The following is a 15,374-nucleotide window of genomic DNA, read 5'->3' as shown; positions in this document are numbered from 1 at the left end:
CGATCATGACCACACAGAACGCAATCGCCGAAGTCGACATCCGGGAACGGGTCGACGCACTCGTCACCGCCGTACGGACCGGTGACCTGGAGACCTTGCGGACGATCTTCGCGCCGAACATCGTCTCGTTCGACATCCAGCCGCCGCTCCGGCACCTGGGTGCCGCGAAGAAGATGGAGAACTGGGAGCTCGTCTTCACCGCCTTCAAGCTCCCGCTGGAGTACGAAGTCCGCGATCTGACGGTGCTCGTCGACGGAGAGTTGGCGGTCGTGTACGCCGTGAATCACATGAACTCCGCGCTCGCCACCGGCGGGAAGATCGACTACTGGCTCCGCTGGACCGCCGCGTGGCAGAAGGTCGACGGCCACTGGATGATCGTCCACGACCAGGTATCCGTCCCCACCCACTTCCCGGACGGCCGCGCTGCGATGGACCTCACCCCCTGAGCCGGCATGAGCCTGCCGCCGGTGGTCGTCCACCGGCGGCAGGCTGGGGGATCAGCAGCGGGTTCAGCCGCGCGAGCGGCTGCGGGAACGGCTGCGGCTGCGGCTGCGCGAACGCGACCGGCTGCCGGACCGTCCGCCGTGGTGCAGGACCGGCTTGATCCTCAGGGTGTCCTGGAGCTTCATGGAATTCACCTCCTTCCGGTGAGTGCGTGGTCGAGCGTGACGACCCGGTCGGCGATCGCCGCCAGGTCGCGATCGTGGGTGACCATCAGCACCGTGCGCTGCGCGGTGGTGGTCCGGATGGCCTCGATGACGGCGGCCGCGGAGACCGGGTCGAGGGAGGCGGTCGGCTCGTCGAGCAGCACCATCGGCGCGGACGAGACCGCGGCCCGGGCCAGCGCGACCCGGCGACGCTGACCGCCGGAGAGCCGTACGCCGCCCTCGCCGAGCGGAGTGTCGTACCCGAAGGGCAAGCGGTCCGCGAACTCGTCGACCAGAGCGGCCCGGCCGGCGGCGACGACACCACCGCGGGTCGCGTTCTGGTTGCCGAACGCAATGTTCTCGGCGACGGTCGCGTCCAGCAGCCACGGGTCCTGCGGGACGAAGGCGAAGCGGTCGCGGAGGCTGTGCTGGTCGCAGTCGCGGAGGTCGACGCCGTCGATCAGGATCCGGCCGGCGTCCACGTCGTACAGGCGGAGCAGGAGGTGCAGCGCCGTACTCTTGCCGATGCCGCTCGGGCCGAGCAGACAGACGGTCTCGCCGGCTGCGACGTCGAGGACGAAACGGTCGAGGACCGGGCGGCCGGGTTCGTAGCCGAAGGACACGCGCTCGAAGCGGATCCCGGAGCGGAGACGTGGTGCCGGGCGGGCGTCGTAACGGTCCTGGACGGCTTCGTCGCAGTCGAGTACGTCGCGAACTCGGACGGCACTGGCACCGGCCTTGGCGAGTACGACGGACAGCCGAGTGAGGCCGCGGACGGGGGAGTAGAGGTCTCGGAGATAGGCCAGTACGACGAGGAGGCCGCCGACGCTCAGCGCTCCGGTGAGGACGTGACGGCCGCCGACGACCAGGACGAGCGCGGCACCGACCGCGAGGACGACGTCGGCCATCGGGGTCCAGCGGGCGTCGACGTCGATGGCGCGGAGCTCGACGTCGAGGACGGCGCGGTTGCGGGTGCCGAAGATCGCGGCGGCGCGGTCGATCCGGCCGAACGCCTGGACGGCGCGGACGTTGCGGAGCAGGTCGGTGGTTGCTCCCGCCAACCGTCCGGCCTCGGTCCGGGCGTCCTGCTGCGCGGCGCGGATCCGTCGGCGCTGGCGGACCGCCAGTACGGCGAGGATGGGGGCGACCGTGAGTCCGATGAGCGCCAGCTGCGGGTCGAACGCGACGAGCAGGGCGAGTACGCCGGCGAGCATGACCGCGTCGGGGAGGAAGGACGTGGTGACCGCGACCACGGCGTCGAGGAGGCGGCCGACGTCGGTGGTGAGCCTGGTGACGAGCTCGCCGCTGCGCATCCGGTCGTGCCAGCGCAGGGAGCGGGTCATCGTGCGCTGGAACATGGTGGCGCGCAGCGAGGCGCCGATCCGCTCGGCGGCCCCTTCGACCGACCGCAGGCTGGCCATGTCGAGTAGCCCGACAATCGCCGAGAGCAACACGCTCGCAGCCGCCGCGAGTGCGAGTACCAGCAGCGGATCAACTGTTGGTTCCTGGCTGAAGGCATGGTCGACGGCCAGGGCGAGGGGCCAGGGGCGGAGGAGGACCGCGCCGACTCGGACGACGACGAGGCCGGCCGCGGTGGCGAGAGCGGGGAGCTCTGCTCGTGCGGCGGGCCCGGCGACGGCGAGCGACAGCGGAAGTTTCATGCCGCCAACGCTCGCCGCCGGTTGGTCGGCTCCGGTAGTGCACCTTGGTACTACGACCGTTGTCGGGCTGCCGCCGACCGGTGCGCGCACCCTACGATCCCTGCCATGGGGAGACTTCGACGCGCCGACCGCGGCCCGATCTCGACGGTCGGGCTGCTGGTGCGCTTCACCGCCGCCGGCCTGATCGTGCTGCTCTCACTCGCGGCCTTGATCGCGTTCGTGGCCCGCCAGGCGGGTGTCGAGCAGGCGACCGAGTCCGCGCGCCAGGTGACGTACGTGACCGCCCGCGGCGTGGTCGAGCCGCGCCTGGACGCCGCCGTGGTCGCCGGTCAGCCGGCCGCGCTGCGGTCGTTCGACGAGGCGATGCGGAAGTACGTGTTGCAGGGTTCGCTGGTCCGCGTGAAGGTGTGGAACGCCGACGGGAAGATCGTGTACTCCGACGAGCCGCGACTGATCGGCCGCCAGTTCCCGCTCGGCGCCGAGGAGCAGGCGGCCTTGCAACGGCAGGGCAGCAGCGCGTCCGAGGTCAGCGACCTGAGCCGACCCGAGAACCAATTCGAGATCCCGTACCAGAAACTCCTCGAGGTGTACGTCGGCGTTCGCGCGAGCAACGGTCAGCCGATGCTGTTCGAGGCGTACTTCGAATATCGGGCGGTGACCGAAGCGGGACAGGCGGCGTGGCAGCGGTTCGCACCGCCGTCGCTCGGGGCGTTGCTGGTGCTGGAGCTGGTGCAGATCCCGTTCGCGTGGTCGCTGGCGCGGCGGGTTCAGCGACAGCAGCGGGACCGTGAGCGGTTGCTGCAGCACGCCGTGGACGCGTCGGACGCCGAACGCCGGCGCATCGCGGGCGAGCTGCACGACGGTGTCGTCCAGGAGCTGACCGGGTTGAACTACGCGCTGGACGCCATGCGGCTGGGGCAGCCCACCGAGGGACAACGGGCGGAGTTGATCGCCGACAGTGCCTCGCGATTGCGGGGCAGCATCGGGTCGCTGCGATCGTTGCTGGTGGACATCTATCCGCCGAATCTGGCCGAGGAAGGGCTGGCATCGGCGTTGGCCGAGTTGGCGGCCGGGCTGGAGCGGACCGGCGTACAGGTCCGGCTGGAGACTGATGGAGCGGAGTCGTTGCCGACGGCCGCTGCGGCGTTGCTGTTCCGTACGGCGCAGGAAGTCGTACGGAATGTCGCCGCGCACAGTGGGGCGCGGGAGGTGCTGATCAAGGCGGGCCGTGAGGACGGTCGCGCGGTGCTCGTGGTGGACGACGACGGGCGCGGGTTCGACGAGTCGCGGCTCGGGGAACGCAGCAGCGACGGGCACCTCGGGCTACGCTCGATCGGCGACCTGCTCGCCGAGTCGGGTGGCACACTGACCGTCCGGGCCGCTCCCGGCCAAGGGACACGGGTGGAAGCCGAGGTGCCAGTGTGAGCCGGGTGATCCGGGTGCTGATTGCCGACGACCACGCGATCGTCCGGACCGGCCTGTCCCAGTTGCTGGGTACGGCGGACGACATCGAGCTCGTCGGCGCGGCCGGTGACGGCGCCGAGGCGGCCACGATGGCGGCTGACCTCGCGCCGGACGTCGTACTGATGGACCTGTCGATGCCGGAGACGGACGGGATCACGGCGACCGAGCGGATCGTGACCGCGAATCCGGACGCGCATGTGCTGGTGCTGACCTCGTTCAGCGATCAGACGCGGATCCTGGACGCGCTCCAGGCGGGCGCCGAGGGCTACCTGTTGAAGCACAGTGAGCCCGAGGTGATCCTGGCGGGGATCCGGGAGATCGTGTCGGGTGGTTCACCGCTGGACCCCAAGGCGGCGCGGGTGCTGCTGACGAATCGGCGGTCGCCCGGTCCGGACACGAAGCTGACCGACCGGGAGCAGGAGGTCCTCGACATGGTCGGGTCCGGTCTGCCGAACAAGACGATCGCCCGGCGGCTCGGGATCAGCGAGCGCACGGTGAAGGCGCATCTCACCAACATCTACCAGCGGCTCGGCGTCACCGACCGCACCCAGGCTGCCCTCTGGTCCCAGCGGCAGCGGCGGGACGAGTAGGTACTAGTACCAAGGTCCGATGGTCCCGGGCCTGCCGCTTCGGCCAGGATCGACCCATGGACGAGAAGCCAGCAGACCCGCGTCGGCGCCCGGTGGTGCTGCAGTCGGGACAGGCGGCCGACGAGCCGGCGCACCGCTCGCGGCGTTACCTCGCCTGGGTCGGCACCGGCGTCCTCGGACTGGCCGCGGCCGCGGGGCTGGTCGCGGGCGGGACAGCCGTCTGGTCGGCCTTCGACCCCGGTACGCCGGGCAACTCGCCGGCACCGCTCTGGTTCCCACCCCCCGAAACGATCACGCCGCAGAGCGAGCAGATCACCCCGACGCGGACCCGCACCACGCCGGACGATCACGGCGGCGACCGGAAGCGTACGCCCGGCGCGACGAAGACCGCCGAGCCAGGCGACGACAAAGGCGGGAACCGCACGAAGGCGCCAACCAGCACGAGGTCGACCTCGGGCAAGGCATCGTCCGGCACGACGTCGACCTCGGGCAAGCACGGTTCAGGCGACGGGACGTCCGGAAAATCCTCGGACGACGGGCCTAACCATCACTAGCCGCCACTAACTAGCACTGACCGGCCGGACCGCCCGGCCGAGAATGTGCGGGCTCGCCGGCGTCGCCCGGTCCGGTGGGAACGAGAACTGATCCAGCTCCGTGATCTCGAACCCCGCCGCGGTGATCGCGCCCGCGGTGTCGCGATGCGTGTGACAGCCACCCACGAACCACGGCCACACCGTCGCGTCCATCACCTTCTGCACCTTCGCCAGCCGACTCCCGTCCTCGGCCGCGACGTGCTCGTAGAACCGCAGCTCACCACCGGGCCGAAGCACCCGCCGAGCCTCGGCCAGCGCGGCCGACTGGTCAGGCACCGAGCAGAGCACCAGCGACACCACGACGACGTCGGCCGACTCATCACCCGCGGGCAGGCGGTCCGCCGTACCCTCGACGACCTCGACCCGCACCGGTGCGGTGGACGCGGCGCGCTGGGCGGTGGCGCGCAGGAACGGTTCGGGCTCGACGGCCAGCACTCGCTCGACTGCGGCGGGGTAGTACGCGAAGTTGCCGCCGTCGCCCGCGCCGACCTCGACGACCTGTCCGGCGACCCCGGCGAGCAGCCGCCGTCGGTGATCGGCAGCGCCGACCTCGTCCAGTGACGGGCGGACCCGCGCGTACATCCGGGCGAACACCGGTCGATTCATGCGGCCCAGTTTCTCAGACGTGTCGGATCAGGGCCTGCGCCGATCGTCTCCAAGGTGTCAGCAGTTCGACCACCAAGGAGTACCCACCGTGCCAACCACAGTGAAAGCGATCGACATCGTCGTGTCCGACCTCGGCGCGGCGATCGAGTTCTACCGCCGCCTCGGCCTGGAGTTCGTCCCGGACCCGTACATGCCGGACAACCACGCCGGCTGCGACCTGCCGAACGGCCTGCACCTGATGCTCGACACCGAGGAGATGCGCAGCCAGAGCACCGCGGGCTGGACCCCGCCGAAGCTCGGCCGGACGTTCCTCACCTTCGAGTACGACGGTCCCGCGGCGGTCGACTCGACGTACGCCGAGTTGGTGAGCTCCGGCGTCCAGAGCCTGCAGGAGCCGTTCGACGCGCCGTGGGGGATGCGGTACGCGACCGTCGCCGACCCGTCCGGGAACGGTGTCGATCTCTACGCCAACCTGCCCGCGTCCTGAGCCAGACTGTCACCAGGAGGTTTACCCGTGAAGTACGTGCTGATGTTCATCGAGACCGAGGAGTTCGCGCAGGAGTTCGCGGCGCAGGCGCCGGCCGAGAAGGAGGCGGCGTACCGGCGGATCTACCAGTGGTTCGACGATCACAACGACAAGATCACCAACCGCGGCAACAAGCTGCAGGGTCCGGAGTCCGCGACCACGGTCCGGCTGGACGGCGGGGTGCTGACCACCGACGGGCCGTTCATCGAGGGCAAGGAAGTGGTGTCCGGGTTCACCGAGATCGACGTGGAGGACCTCGACGAGGCGCTCCGGATGGTGAAGACCTGGCCGGGCTGCCCGGTCGTGGAGATCCGGCCGGTCCAAGAGATGTGATGTGACGGATGTGAGGACGCAGGACGAGCTGGCCCGGGTGGTGCGTGACCACGCGGGCCGGTTGGCCGGTGCCCTGGTCTCGTTGCTCGGCGACTTCGCCGCCGCCGAGGACCTGGTCCAGGACGCGGTCGAGGTCGCGCTCAAGCGCTGGCCGGTCGAGGGGATCCCGGAGCGGCCGGACGCGTGGCTCTTCATGGTCGCGAAGCGCCGCGGTCTCGACGTACTGCGGCGGCAGCAGAACTACCGTGCCAAGTTGGCTCTGCTCGAACCACTGGAGCAGCCGCCGGTGGACGACCGGCTGCGGTTGATCTTCACCTGCTGCCACCCGGCCCTCGCCCGGGAAGCTCAGGTCGCGCTCACCCTGCGCGTGGTCTGCGGACTGACGACCGCGCAGATCGCTGCCGCGTTCCTCGCCTCCGAGTCCGCGGTTGCGCAACGCATCACGCGGGCGAAACGCAAGATCACCGACGCCGGCATCCCGTACCGGATCCCGCGCGACGACGAGCTGCCCGAGCGCCTCACCGAAGTACTCACGGTCATCTACCTGCTCTTCAACGAGGGCTACCTGTCCAGTACGGCGGAACGCGCGCACTCCCGCGACCTCGTCGACGACGCCGAATGGCTGACCGCGCTCCTGCACGGCCTGCTCCCGAACGAGCCCGAGGTCGCCGGCCTGCTCGCCCTGATCCGCCTGCACCGCGCCCGTACGGCGGCCCGCTTCACACCGCACCTCGTGCTGCTCGCGGATCAGGACCGCACGTTGTGGGACCACGCCGCGATCGCCGACGCGACCGCGCTGCTCACCCGGACGGCGCGGCGTTTCCACGCGCCGGCGCCGTACCAGCTGCAGGCCGCGATCGCCGCTTGCCACAGCGAGGCGCCCACCTGGGGCGAGACCGACTGGCCGCAGATCCTCGTGCTGTACGACATGCTCCTGACCGTCCAACCGAGCTCGGTCACCTGTCTGCACCGGGCGATCGCGCTGTCGTACGTACGCGGCACGGCGCCGGCGCTCGAAGAGCTCGATCGGCTGGACGACCTGCAGAGCTATCCGCTGTTCCACGCCACCCGGGCGCAGTTCCTCCGCGACCTCGGCCGTGATGCCGAAGCGCATGCCGCCGACGAGCGGGCCGCGGAGCTCACCACCAACCCGGCGCAACTGGACCTGCTTCACGAGCGCCTGGCCAAGTAGTCAAGGATGAGCCGAAGGAGAACCGAGATGGGATCGATCGTCACGAAGGTCGAGGTCGAGCGCCCGGCGGACGAGGTGTTCGCCTACGTCACCGACCCGGACCACTTCCCCGAATGGCAGGCGAACGTCACCGGCGGCCACCTCGAAGGCGGCGAACCGGTGATCGGCGCGAAGTGCCTGACCCGCCGCAAGATCGGTGGCCGTGAACGCGACGTCACGTCCCGGCTGACCGTCTTCGACCCGCCCCGCGCGTGGGCGGTCCGCGGCGAGGACGGCCCGATCCGCGCGACCGTGAACGTGACCGTCGAGCCGATCGCCGACCGCGCCGCGAGCACGGTCACGATCGACCTCGACTTCGAGGGCCACGGCATCGGCAAGGTCCTCGTACCGCTGATGGTCGTGCCACAGTCCCGCAAGGAGATGCAAAACAACCTGGCCCGCCTGAAGACGAACCTCGAGAAGACGAACCTGGAGCGCTAGACGCTGCGCAGTACGGAGACGACGATGCCGAGGATCGTGGCGTTGTCGCCGTCGATGACCTCGTACGCCGGGTTCCGCGGCTCGAGGTAGACGTGGCCGTTGCGGCGGCGGTAGACCTTCACCGTCGCCTCCTCGTCGATCATCGCGGCGACGATCTGGCCCGAGTGCGCCTCGGACTGCTGGCGGACCACGACGATGTCGCCGTCGCAGATCGCCGCGTCGATCATCGACTCGCCGCGGACCCGCAGGCCGAACACGTTGCCCCGCCCGGTCAGACCACGGGGGAGCTGCAGTACGTCGTCCACGTGCTCGACCGCGGAGATCGGCGTACCGGCCGCGATGTCGCCGACCACGGGGACCGGAACGTTCTCGCCGCCCGTGTCGCGGCTCGTGGACTCCTGCAGGAACATCCGGACGTCGATCGGCCGGGACACCGACGGGCTGCGGCGTAGGAAGCCCTTGTCCTCGAGGCTGGCCAGGTGCTTGGACACCGACGACGAGGAACGCAGACCGACCGCGTCGCCGATCTGCCGGCTGCTCGGCGGGTACCCGTGCCGGGTCACCCAGTCCCGGATCACCACCAGGATCCGCTGCTGCCGCTCCGGAAGAGCGGCGGTGTCGAGGTCGCCGAACGGGTCGAGATCAGTCACCGCGAAATCCTAAAGCGCCGCCCGCCGGTCGTCGTGCTCCGACCCGCCCGTCACCAGAAGCAAGCAGCTAGCGCAGCGCCTTCGGCAGCCAGAGATCGTCGACGTCGGGCTGCGGCTGCCGGCGTACGTGCTCGATGAGCGCAGCCAGATCGGGATGCTTGTTCGAGCTCAGCCAGATCAGCGACCACGGGTAGACGGGCGTCGGATCCACCACCCGCAGCCTCCGCAGGCCACGCGGCCACGGCCCGGCCTCGCGCGTCCGCTCGCCCCAGAAGGTGATCACCGACTTCGACTCGGCGATCGTGCCGATCAGATCCTCGAACCCGAAGTTCGGCCCGGTCGAGTCGATCGTCAGGCCGAACTCCGCGGACAGCTCCTGGTAGAACGCGCCCCACTCGCTGCCGTCGATGATCCCGGGGATCCAGAACGTGTGCTGACGCAACTCGTCCACCGCGACCGCGGTCCGGTGCGCGAGTGCATGGTCGGCGCCGACGATCACTTCGTGCGGCTCGAGGTACGCGACCGTGCTCTCCACCCCGGGCGGCAACGGCTCCGGGTGATACGCGAACGTCGCATCGATCTCGCCCGACAGCAAGGCCGGCAGCGCCGCGCCCAGACCGCGCAGTACGAGCGTCTTGAGCGCGATCTCCGGATGCCGCTGGTGGAAGTCGAGCATCATCACTCCCGGCAGCAGCCTGGATCCGAGGATGTCGACGCGCAGCGGCCGCGCCTCGCTCTGCACCGACTCGACCGCATGCCGTGCGGCGATCAGTACGGCATGCGCGTGTGGCAGGAACCGCCGTCCCTGCGGCGTCAGTGTCGCGCCGGTCGGGACGCGGTCGAAGAGCGTGACGCCGAGCGAGGACTCCAAGGCGGCGATCCGTTTCGACACCGCCTGCTGACTCAGTCGCAACCGATCCGCGGCGTACCGGAACTGGCCTTCCTCGGCGACGGCCACGAACGCCCGCAGGCTGTCGAGATTCACGGGACCAGACAGTACAACCGGCAGTTGTGGACCGGCCGCTCGGGTTGTTTGATCACACGCTCCCACGGCGCCTTGGATGAGGGCTCCAGACAACTGACGGTTGTGGAGCTCGAGTGCCTTCGTTCACACATCTGCACGTCCATACGCAGTACTCGCTGCTCGACGGGGCCGCGCGGCTGAAGGATCTGTTCGCCGCCTGCGCCGAGCAGGGTATGACGCATCTCGCGATCTCGGACCACGGGAACCTGCACGGTGCGTACGACTTCTTCCACCAGGCCGGCAAGGCCGGCATCACGCCGATCATCGGCATCGAGGCGTACGTCGCGCCGGGATCCCGCCGTACCAAGGAGCGGGTGTTCTGGGGGCAGCCGCAGCAGAAGCGCGACGACGTCGCCGGGTCCGGTGGGTACACGCACAAGACGATCTGGGCGCGCGACGCGACCGGTCTGCACAACCTCTTCCGCCTCTCGTCCGACGCGTACCAGGAGGGCTGGCTGCAGAAGTGGCCGCGGATCGACAAGGAGAGCCTGGCCCAGTGGTCGGAGGGCCTGATCGCGTCTACCGGGTGTCCGTCCGGTGAGGTGCAGACCCGGCTCCGGCTCGGACAGTACGACGCAGCAGTCGAAGCAGCCGCGCAGTACCAGGACATCTTCGGCAAGGAGAACTACTTCCTGGAACTGATGGACCACGGCATCGAGATCGAACGCCGGGTCCGCGACGGGCTGCTCGACGTCGCGCGGAAGCTCAACATCCCGCCGCTGGTCACGAACGACTCGCACTACACGTACGCCGCCGAAGCCACCGCGCACGATGCGCTGCTGTGCATCCAGACCGGCAAGACACTCACCGACGAGAATCGCTTCCGGTTCGACGGGACCGGGTACTACCTCAAGTCCGCGGCCGAGATGTACGCCATCGACTCGTCCGACGCCTGGCAGGAGGGCTGCCGGAACACCCTGGTCGTTGCCGAGCGCATCGATACGAGCGGGATGTTCGAGAAGCGTGACCTGATGCCGCGCTTCGACGTACCCGAGGGGTTCACGGAGGTGACCTGGTTCCAGGACGAGGTACTGCGGGGTATGCGGCGGCGGTACCCGGACGGGTGGGACGAGCGGTACCAGAAGCTGGTCGAGTACGAGATCGACGTGATCATCCAGATGGGGTTCCCCGGGTACTTCCTGGTGGTCGCGGACTTCATCATGTGGGCCAAACGGAACGGCATCGCGGTCGGCCCGGGGCGCGGTTCGGCGGCCGGGTCCCTCGTGTCCTACGCGCTCGGCATCACCGACCTGGACCCGATCGAGCACGGCCTGATCTTCGAGCGGTTCCTGAACCCGGAGCGGGTCTCGATGCCGGACGTCGACATCGACTTCGACGAACGCCGCCGGGTCGAGGTGATCCGCTACGTCACCGAGAAGTACGGCGCCGACAAGGTCGCGATGATCGGCACCTACGGCACGATCAAGGCGAAGAACGCGATCAAGGACTCGGCCCGCGTGCTCGGCTTCCCGTACGCGACCGGCGACCGGATCACCAAGGCGATGCCCGCCGACGTCGGCGGCTCCGGGATCGACCTGACCGGCATCACCGACCCGAGCCACCCGCGGTACGACGAGGCGTCCGAGGTCCGGTCGATGTACGAGAACGATCCCGACGTCCGGACCGTGATCGACACCGCGAAAGGGGTCGAGGGGCTGGTCCGACAGATGGGCGTGCACGCGGCCGGCGTGATCATGTCCAGCGAGTCGATCGTCGACCACGTCCCGGTCTGGGTCCGGCACACCGACGGCGTCACGATCACCCAGTGGGACTACCCGAGCTGCGAGTCGCTCGGGCTGCTGAAGATGGACTTCCTCGGCCTGCGCAACCTGACGATCATCGACGACGCGGTGAAGATGGTGCAGGCGACCAAGGGACTGGACATCGACCTGCTCCGGCTGCCGCTCGGCGACACCCGGACCTTCGAGCTGCTCGGCCGCGGCGACACCCTCGGCGTCTTCCAGTTCGACGGTACGGCGATGCGCGCGCTGCTCCGGCTGATGCGCCCGGACCAGTTCGAGGACATCACCGCCGTGACCGCGCTGTACCGGCCGGGGCCGATGGCGATGAACTCGCACAACAACTACGCGCTCCGGAAGAACGGGCAGCAGGAGATCACGCCGATCCACCCGGAGCTCGAGGAACCGTTGCGGGAGATCCTCGGGATCACGTATGGGCTCGTGGTGTATCAGGAGCAGGTGCAGAAGGCGGCGCAGATCCTCGCCGGGTACAGCCTCGGGCAGGCCGATCTGTTGCGCCGGGCGATGGGCAAGAAGAAGAAGGAAGTGCTCGACCAGGAGTTCGGGCCGTTCCGGGACGGTTGCCGCAAGCACGGATTCTCGGACGTGGCGACGCAGGCGGTGTGGGACGTCCTGGTGCCGTTCGCCGGGTACGCGTACAACAAGGCGCACGCTGCGGCGTACGCGCTGGTGTCGTACTGGACGGCGTACCTGAAGGCGAACCATCCGGCCGAGTACATGGCCGCGTTGCTGACCTCGGTGAAGGACGACAAGGACAAGTCCGCTGTGTACCTGAACGAGTGCCGGCGGATGGGGATCAAGGTACTGCCGCCGGACGTCAACGAGTCGCTCGCGAACTTCGCGGCGCAGGGCGAGGACGTGGTGCTCTTCGGACTGTCCGCCGTCCGGAACGTCGGGTCCGGGGTCGTCGAGGGGATCATCCGGTCGCGGGAGGGTGGGCGGTACGCGTCGTTCCCGGACTTCCTGGCGAAGGTCGAGACCGTTGCCTGCAGCAAACGTGCGGTCGAGTCACTGATCCAGGCCGGTGCCTTCGACACCCTCGGGCACACCCGGATGGGGCTGCTCGAACGGCACGAGGAGTTGGTCGAGAACGCGGTCGCCGTGAAGCGGAAGGAAGCCGAGGGCCAGTTCGACCTGTTCGGTACGACGGATGCGCCGGTGTTCACGCTCGACGCGAACTTCGCGCCGGACGAGTGGGACAAGGCAACGCTGCTGGCCCGCGAGCGGGAGATGCTCGGGCTGTACGTCTCGGACCATCCGCTGTTCGGGCTCGAGAGTGCGCTGGCCGAGCGGGCGGACGTCGGGATCTCCCAGCTCGCCGATCGTCCCGACGGCGCGGTCGTGACGATCGGCGGGATCATCTCGGGACTGCAGCGCCGGGTGACGAAGAAGGGCGATCCGTGGGCCACGGCGACGGTCGAGGACCTGGCCGGCTCGGTGGAGTGCCTGTTCTTCCCGGCGACTTATCAGTTGGTGGCCGAGCGACTGCGGCAGGATGCGGTCGTCTTTGTGACGGGGCGCGTGGACAAGCGGGACGACGTACCGCGGTTGATCGGGTCCGAGGTGCAGGTCCCGGACCTGACGACGGTCGGGGTGGTCGAGCTGGAGATGACACAGCACAACGTCGTACCCCGCACGGTAAACCTCCTGCGCGACGTCCTCGCGGCTCACCCGGGCCGCTCCGAGGTGCAACTACGCGTCCGTGGGCCGAAGAAGACAACGGTCTACCGCCTCGCCTTCCGCGTCACCGCCGGCCCAGAGTTCTGGTCCGACCTAAAAGCCGAAGTAGCCACAGTCCACGCCCGCCGCCACTCCACCTGAGCGGTAGACCCCACCCATCCTTCTGCCTCTTACCCATCACCCTGGCAGTTGCTCGTTGGGGCGACGGATGTTCGGCGGCAGGACGACCTACTCAGGGTTGCGGTTGATGGACGTGCGGCGTAGGTCGAGCTGGTCGGGCCGTTGCTCGGTGTGTGGCGGCACCTGGACCGGCGCCCGGCGAGCGGCTTACGCGCCGGTGATCGAACTGGCGGTTTCGTACGCCGGTTGACCAGCCCGCGCCTGGCCCGCGGCGCGGAGGGCGAGTGGGATGGTGCCGAAGGCAAGGACTGCGAGACCGGCGCCGATCCAGCCGACCGACGAGTACCCGGCGCCGGCGTCGAGCGCGAGCCCACCGAGCCACGGGCCGACCGTGATGCCGACGTTGAACGCGGAGATGTTGAACGCGGCAGCCAACGTCGGCGCCGAACCCGCGACGCTGAACACCCGCGAGTTCACCGCCGGGTTGGTCGCGAAGCCGAACGTCCCGACGCCGATGATCGCCGGTACGGCGAGCCACGGGGTGCCGGTGGCGAGTGCCAGCACCACCGCCGCGCCGATGACTCCGGTCAGGCTGAGAACCAGCGTGCCGAACGGCCGCCGGTCCGCGGTCCGTCCGCTGATCGTGATGCCGATCAGCGCGCCGACGCCGTACAACGCCAGGATGACCGGCACCCACGCGTCGGACAGCCCTGTGATCTCGGTGAGTAGGGGAGCGAGGTAGCTGAAGATCACCAGGATCGCGCCGGTCGACAGCGCCGTGGTGCCGTACGCGAGCCAGAGCTGCGGGTTCGCCAGGTTCCGGAACTCCTGCCGGAGCTGCGGAACGTTCTCGCTGCGGCCCTTCGGGATTGTGGTGACGATGCCCGCGATCGACAGCGTCGACAAGATCGCGACCGCCCAGAACGCCGACCGCCAACCGAGGTGCTGGCCGAGCAGCGTGCCGGCCGGCAGCCCGACGATGGTGGCGACCGTGAGACCACCGGCCAGGATGCTCATTGCCTTCGCGCGAGCCTCGGGCCCGGCGAGCTCGATCGCGGTTACCGAGGCGACCGCCCAGAACCCGGCGTACACGAAGGCGCCCGCGACCCGAGTCGCGAGCAGGACGCCGTACGACGAGGTGAGCGCGGCGGCCACGTGGGTGAGCGCGAAGATCGTCAGGAACGCCAGCATCGCGGCCCGGCGGGACCAGCGCAGCGTGGTGACGGCGAGGATCGGGGCGCCGACGAGCATGCCGATCGCGAACGCCGAGATCAGCAGCCCGGCGGCCGGGATCGAGACGTGCAGATCGGTGGAGATCTCGGGGAGCAGACCGGCGAGCATCAGCTCGGACGTGCCCTGGGCGAAGATCGCCAGGCCGAGCAGATAGACAGCGCGAGGCATGAGGTCCTCTCATAGTGGATCGAGCGGTTCAAAACCTGGGCGGAGTGAACCGGGAAGTCTGGCGGGGAGTTCAGAGACTGCTGAGGGTCGCCTCGACGACGGCCCGCTGGGTGTCCGCGTCCGCGCCGCGGCGGGCGGCGACCCGCAGGCCGCCGAGCACGGTGAAGATGTACGTCGCGAGCCCGGCCGCGTCGCGATCCGGGTCGAGCTCGCCGCCTGCCTGCGCTGCTCGGATGGCAGTGGTCAGCGCAACGAGCTTGACCTCGTGGTCGCGGTCGAGCCGCTCGATGATCTCCGCGTCCTTCGGGCCGAGTTCGACGATCGTGTTGATCACGAAGCAGCCGGACGGATCGTCGGGGTCCGGCTCGACCGCGGTCCAGAGGATCCGGCGGATCCGCTCCTTGATCGGGAGCGTGGCGTCCTGGATGACCTCGAGCTGGTCGGCGGTGAAACGGTCGGTGTAGCGCCGCAGCGCGCGGTCGAACAGATCGCGCTTGCTGCTGAACGTGTTGTAGATGCTGCTCCGGCCGAGGCCGGTCGCGTCGCAGAGGTCCTGCGTCGAGGTCGCCTCGTAGCCGGAGGTCCAGAACACCCGCATCGCGGCATCGATGGCGCGATCCTCGTCGAACGTCCGCGGTCTCGGCATG

At 69.3% G+C, this 15,374-nt stretch carries 15 protein-coding genes; 9 read left to right on the top strand and 6 right to left on the bottom strand.

Features of this window, described 5'->3' with window-relative positions; genetic code table 11:
* Positions 1–5 precede the first annotated feature (5 nt).
* Positions 6–446 carry a YybH family protein gene (locus ACWGID_RS12295; RefSeq protein ID WP_452196502.1) on the top strand — a complete coding sequence of 147 codons (441 nt, stop codon included), beginning with the start codon at positions 6–8 and terminating at the stop codon, positions 444–446.
* Positions 447–634: 188 nt separating this feature from the next.
* On the opposite strand, the gene ACWGID_RS12290 is transcribed toward ACWGID_RS12295, so the two are convergent.
* Entirely contained in the window at positions 635–2,308 is a 1,674-nt protein-coding gene (locus ACWGID_RS12290; protein ID WP_452196501.1) for an ABC transporter ATP-binding protein, read from the bottom strand.
* A gap of 105 nt (positions 2,309–2,413) precedes the next feature.
* Here ACWGID_RS12290 and ACWGID_RS12285 point away from each other — a divergent pair, with 105 nt between their 5' ends.
* Genes ACWGID_RS12285 through ACWGID_RS12275 form a run of 3 tightly spaced genes read left to right on the top strand, consistent with a single transcriptional unit; the run spans position 2,414 to position 4,916 of the window.
* The gene (locus ACWGID_RS12285; protein ID WP_452196500.1) at positions 2,414–3,733 is read left to right on the top strand and encodes a sensor histidine kinase; all 1,320 of its coding nucleotides are present in this window, start codon (positions 2,414–2,416) and stop codon (positions 3,731–3,733) included.
* The gene (locus ACWGID_RS12280) at positions 3,730–4,362 is read left to right on the top strand and encodes a response regulator (RefSeq protein ID WP_452196499.1); all 633 of its coding nucleotides are present in this window, start codon (positions 3,730–3,732) and stop codon (positions 4,360–4,362) included. The genes ACWGID_RS12285 and ACWGID_RS12280 overlap by 4 nt, the downstream gene beginning before the upstream one ends.
* Positions 4,363–4,418: 56 nt before the next feature.
* On the top strand, positions 4,419–4,916 hold the full coding sequence (locus ACWGID_RS12275; RefSeq protein WP_452196498.1) for a hypothetical protein: 498 nt from the start codon (positions 4,419–4,421) through the stop codon (positions 4,914–4,916).
* Between the two features lie 6 nt (positions 4,917–4,922).
* Here ACWGID_RS12275 and ACWGID_RS12270 read toward each other — a convergent pair whose 3' ends face one another.
* Positions 4,923–5,561 (bottom strand): class I SAM-dependent methyltransferase, encoded by a 639-nt coding sequence (locus ACWGID_RS12270; RefSeq protein ID WP_452196497.1) that lies wholly within the window; start codon positions 5,559–5,561, stop codon positions 4,923–4,925.
* A gap of 88 nt (positions 5,562–5,649) precedes the next feature.
* Here ACWGID_RS12270 and ACWGID_RS12265 point away from each other — a divergent pair, with 88 nt between their 5' ends.
* Genes ACWGID_RS12265 through ACWGID_RS12250 form a run of 4 tightly spaced genes read left to right on the top strand, consistent with a single transcriptional unit; the run spans position 5,650 to position 8,092 of the window.
* Positions 5,650–6,048 carry a VOC family protein gene (locus tag ACWGID_RS12265; RefSeq protein ID WP_452196496.1) on the top strand — a complete coding sequence of 133 codons (399 nt, stop codon included), beginning with the start codon at positions 5,650–5,652 and terminating at the stop codon, positions 6,046–6,048.
* A 27-nt stretch (positions 6,049–6,075) separates the two neighbouring features.
* Complete coding sequence (locus ACWGID_RS12260; protein WP_452196495.1) at positions 6,076–6,420, top strand: YciI family protein; 345 nt, start codon at positions 6,076–6,078, stop codon at positions 6,418–6,420.
* A gap of 1 nt (position 6,421) precedes the next feature.
* Positions 6,422–7,612 (top strand): RNA polymerase sigma factor, encoded by a 1,191-nt coding sequence (locus ACWGID_RS12255; protein WP_452196494.1) that lies wholly within the window; start codon positions 6,422–6,424, stop codon positions 7,610–7,612.
* 27 nt (positions 7,613–7,639) lie between these two features.
* Positions 7,640–8,092, top strand: a complete 453-nt coding sequence (locus ACWGID_RS12250; protein WP_452196493.1) for an SRPBCC family protein — start codon at positions 7,640–7,642, stop codon at positions 8,090–8,092.
* Here the strand turns inward: ACWGID_RS12250 and lexA are convergent.
* Together lexA and ACWGID_RS12240 are read right to left on the bottom strand one after the other, a co-directional pair.
* Positions 8,089–8,742: a transcriptional repressor LexA gene (lexA, locus tag ACWGID_RS12245; RefSeq protein WP_452196492.1), complete on the bottom strand. Its 654-nt coding sequence runs from the start codon at positions 8,740–8,742 to the stop codon at positions 8,089–8,091. The two genes, ACWGID_RS12250 and lexA, sit on opposite strands and share 4 nt — an antisense overlap.
* A gap of 67 nt (positions 8,743–8,809) precedes the next feature.
* The gene (locus ACWGID_RS12240) at positions 8,810–9,727 is read right to left on the bottom strand and encodes a LysR family transcriptional regulator (protein WP_452196491.1); all 918 of its coding nucleotides are present in this window, start codon (positions 9,725–9,727) and stop codon (positions 8,810–8,812) included.
* A gap of 113 nt (positions 9,728–9,840) precedes the next feature.
* Here ACWGID_RS12240 and dnaE point away from each other — a divergent pair, with 113 nt between their 5' ends.
* Positions 9,841–13,347: a DNA polymerase III subunit alpha gene (gene dnaE, locus ACWGID_RS12235; RefSeq protein ID WP_452196490.1), complete on the top strand. Its 3,507-nt coding sequence runs from the start codon at positions 9,841–9,843 to the stop codon at positions 13,345–13,347.
* A gap of 186 nt (positions 13,348–13,533) precedes the next feature.
* Here the strand turns inward: dnaE and ACWGID_RS12230 are convergent, their stop codons facing one another.
* Both ACWGID_RS12230 and ACWGID_RS12225 read right to left on the bottom strand, forming a co-directional pair.
* Positions 13,534–14,727 carry a Cmx/CmrA family chloramphenicol efflux MFS transporter gene (locus ACWGID_RS12230; RefSeq protein WP_452196489.1) on the bottom strand — a complete coding sequence of 398 codons (1,194 nt, stop codon included), beginning with the start codon at positions 14,725–14,727 and terminating at the stop codon, positions 13,534–13,536.
* Positions 14,728–14,797: 70 nt separating this feature from the next.
* Positions 14,798–15,373, bottom strand: coding sequence for a TetR/AcrR family transcriptional regulator (locus ACWGID_RS12225; RefSeq protein ID WP_452196488.1), 576 nt, complete (start codon positions 15,371–15,373; stop codon positions 14,798–14,800).
* Position 15,374 lies beyond the last annotated feature (1 nt).

It is taken from the genome of Kribbella sp. NPDC054772, assembly GCF_053611945.1.
Note: the sequence above shows the minus strand (reverse complement) of the source record. Positions and strands in the feature narration are given on the sequence as shown.